Below are 2,720 nucleotides of genomic sequence, written 5' to 3'. Positions count from 1 at the left end.
TAAAACTTTCGCTAAACGAATTCCTCCTTTTTGCAATTGAGAACGCACCACTCCAAAATTATCGTACATATATCTATACCCTAATTTATCACCTGTTTTTGTAGATTTATATGCTTTTACAGCAAATGTCTGAGTTTCATTTGCCCAATCTACAACACTACCTTTTTGTAAAAATTTCACTTGTTCTTTTGACATTTCATCAACATTACTAGCAAGTTCAGTATATGTCATATTAAAATGGTTGATCATATTACTATCCCAAACTCTATGCAAATTAGTACCATTGTTAAACCATTGTACTTGAATATCATTCCCGCCTTTATCTTCTTTTCGTCCAACATGCATTGGCTGGTGTAAATCACCTATTAAATGCACCAACATTTTAATATAAAATACTTTGTCCTCTTTTGAAGAGTTTTCGTCTAAAATAACCGCTTTACATTTTTCAATTCCGGTAACTAAATCTCCTTTAGGATTCTTAACAGCATCTTCGTATTTAACACCAAAAGGCATATTCACATAGTGCCATGTATAAAATTCATTATATCGTCTATCTGATTTAATATCATCTCCAAAAGTAGCAACCAATGCTAAACCTTGCCCATTTAAAAGTTCTTTTATTTTGCGCTTTGTTTTCCCTTTTAAATAATTTTCTGCTATTTCTCCAATTGTTCTATGCCCTGTAGCTCCCCAATCTGGATTTATTGCTTCCATTGATGAAAAAGCAATTAAAAAAACGCCTAATATATATATTGATCTTACTGATTTCATGTTTTATTATTTTCAGCTAAGATAAAAATAAAGTTGATTAAAAATTTGGAAATATCAATAAATTATATATATCTTTGTGATATCATTTTAATATCACTTTAAATCAATAAACATGAAACAAGAAAAAATTATAAAAGTTAAAAACGGCTATTTTATGTTGTTTATGCTACTGCTATTTATAGCCGCTGGTATTTTTAGCATAGTAAAATCTTCAGAATGGGGTTTCGCCTTCCTATTTCTAACCATTATAACATTACCTGGATTCTTTTTAGTAAACCCAAATACTTCTAAAGTAATTTTACTTTTTGGTAAATATATTGGAACAGTTAAAGACAATGGTTTTTACTGGGCTAATCCATTTTATCGTAAAAAAGCAATTTCACTCAGAGCAAGTAATTTTGATAGCGAACGTGTAAAGGTAAATGACAAGCTTGGTAATCCAATTATGATTAGTACGATAGCCGTATGGAAAGTAAGAGATACTTATAAAGCTGCTTTTGACGTAGATAATTATGAGAATTTTGTACGCGTACAATCTGATGCGGCAGTTAGAAAATTAGCTAGTTTATACCCATATGATAATTTTGAAGATGATGGAAAAGCAGAAGAAATTACGTTAAGAGCAAGTGTAAATGAAGTAAGCGAAGCTTTAGAAAAAGAATTAGCTGAACGCCTAGATATGGCAGGTATTGAAGTTTTAGAAGCTCGAATAGGATATTTAGCTTATGCGCAAGAAATTGCAAGCGCAATGCTTAAACGACAACAAGCTACAGCAATTATTGCTGCACGACATAAAATTGTTGAAGGTGCTGTTAGTATGGTAGAAATGGCAATAAATAAGCTAAATAAAAATGCTATTGTAGAATTAGATGAAGAACGAAAAGCAGCAATGGTAAGCAATTTAATGGTAGTACTTTGTTCAGATAAAGATGCTTCTCCTATTGTTAATACAGGAACTTTAAATCATTAATATGATCTCAATTATAGTTTATGTAACTCTATTAATATACATAACCATTACATCATTAATTTAATAATATGAAAGAATATAAAATAATTAAGCCTGATAGTATGTGGTCCTATAAAGATCAAACATTTGAAGATATGTTTAACAAATATGGTTCTCAGGGATGGCGAGTTATCAATGTCTCTTTTGATCAATCTGGAAACATTCGCAAGGCCGTTCTTGAAAGAGATAAAAACAGATAAATCATAAGCATATGAAAGAATACAAAATAATTAAGAAAAACTTTTGGAAAAAGGATGACGTTTTTGAAGATTTACTCAATCAATATTCTAGAGAAGGCTGGTCTGTTAAATGCATTACTCATACAGAAGGGCATTTCTCAAAAGCATTATTAGAACGTGATAAAAACAGATAATAGTATGAAGTCAAATTATTCCAAAATTGGTGCAGGAATTGCACTTGGTATAGGAGTTGGTGTTGCTTTAAACAACATTGGACTAGGTGTTGCTCTTGCCATTATTTTTTCGACTGGATTTATCCAAACTTCTAAAAAAATATAATATGAAAGTATTTATTGAAGAACAGAAATTTACGCAACCAATTGTAATTATAGGATTATTAGTTGCATTTATTGTTGTTTGTTTTTCAATAATACAAGAATGGGAAAGTATCACTAACGGAACTATTGGAGAAAAAATTACCGGTTTAAGTGGCCTAGTAATAATTTTACTGGTTGCATTCCTTTTTGCTAATTTGAAACTTAAAACTAGGATAAATGAAAGAGGCGTTTATTATCAATATTTTCCTTTTCATTTTTCATTAAAACTAATTGAATGGAACCTTATTTCAGAATGCTATATTAGAAATTACGATGCAATTTTTGAATATGGTGGCTGGGGAGTGAAATTTAGTTTCAGAAAGAAAAAAGGAAAGTCCTTTACAACAAAAGGAGATATTGGTTTACAATTAGAATTAAATAGTG

6 protein-coding genes are annotated in these 2,720 nt (G+C 30.1%); 5 read left to right on the top strand and 1 reads right to left on the bottom strand.

Annotated elements, in window-relative coordinates:
- Positions 1–771: S1/P1 nuclease (locus GQ540_RS06670; protein WP_291799204.1), on the bottom strand; the 771-nt coding region annotated here is incomplete at its 3' end.
- Between the two features lie 112 nt (positions 772–883).
- Here GQ540_RS06670 and GQ540_RS06665 point away from each other — a divergent pair.
- The 5 genes from GQ540_RS06665 to GQ540_RS06645 form a co-directional block, all read left to right on the top strand.
- Entirely contained in the window at positions 884–1,741 is an 858-nt protein-coding gene (locus GQ540_RS06665; protein WP_291799201.1) for an SPFH domain-containing protein, read from the top strand.
- 68 nt (positions 1,742–1,809) lie between these two features.
- Positions 1,810–1,980 (top strand): DUF4177 domain-containing protein, encoded by a 171-nt coding sequence (locus tag GQ540_RS06660; RefSeq protein ID WP_291799198.1) that lies wholly within the window; start codon positions 1,810–1,812, stop codon positions 1,978–1,980.
- Positions 1,981–1,991: 11 nt separating this feature from the next.
- A complete protein-coding gene (locus GQ540_RS06655) occupies positions 1,992–2,153 on the top strand; it encodes a DUF4177 domain-containing protein (protein ID WP_291799195.1) in 162 nt (53 codons plus the stop codon).
- A 4-nt stretch (positions 2,154–2,157) separates the two neighbouring features.
- A complete protein-coding gene (locus tag GQ540_RS06650; RefSeq protein WP_291799192.1) occupies positions 2,158–2,298 on the top strand; it encodes a hypothetical protein in 141 nt (46 codons plus the stop codon).
- 1 nt (position 2,299) lies between these two features.
- A partial coding sequence (locus tag GQ540_RS06645; protein ID WP_291799189.1) for a hypothetical protein occupies positions 2,300–2,720 on the top strand: 421 nt, incomplete at its 3' end.

The organism is Lutibacter sp., from assembly GCF_013139515.1.
Classification (GTDB): Bacteria; Bacteroidota; Bacteroidia; order Flavobacteriales; family Flavobacteriaceae; genus Lutibacter.
This window is presented reverse-complemented; position numbering and strand designations above follow the sequence as displayed.

Bases quoted from the DNA above. Each gene is read 5' to 3' on its own strand.
- GQ540_RS06665 (WP_291799201.1), top strand. From the start codon at position 884: ATGAAACAAGAAAAAATTATAAAAGTTAAAAACGGCTATTTTATGTTG.
- GQ540_RS06660 (WP_291799198.1), top strand. From the start codon at position 1,810: ATGAAAGAATATAAAATAATTAAGCCTGATAGTATGTGGTCCTATAAA.
- GQ540_RS06655 (WP_291799195.1), top strand. From the start codon at position 1,992: ATGAAAGAATACAAAATAATTAAGAAAAACTTTTGGAAAAAGGATGAC.
- GQ540_RS06650 (WP_291799192.1), top strand. From the start codon at position 2,158: ATGAAGTCAAATTATTCCAAAATTGGTGCAGGAATTGCACTTGGTATA.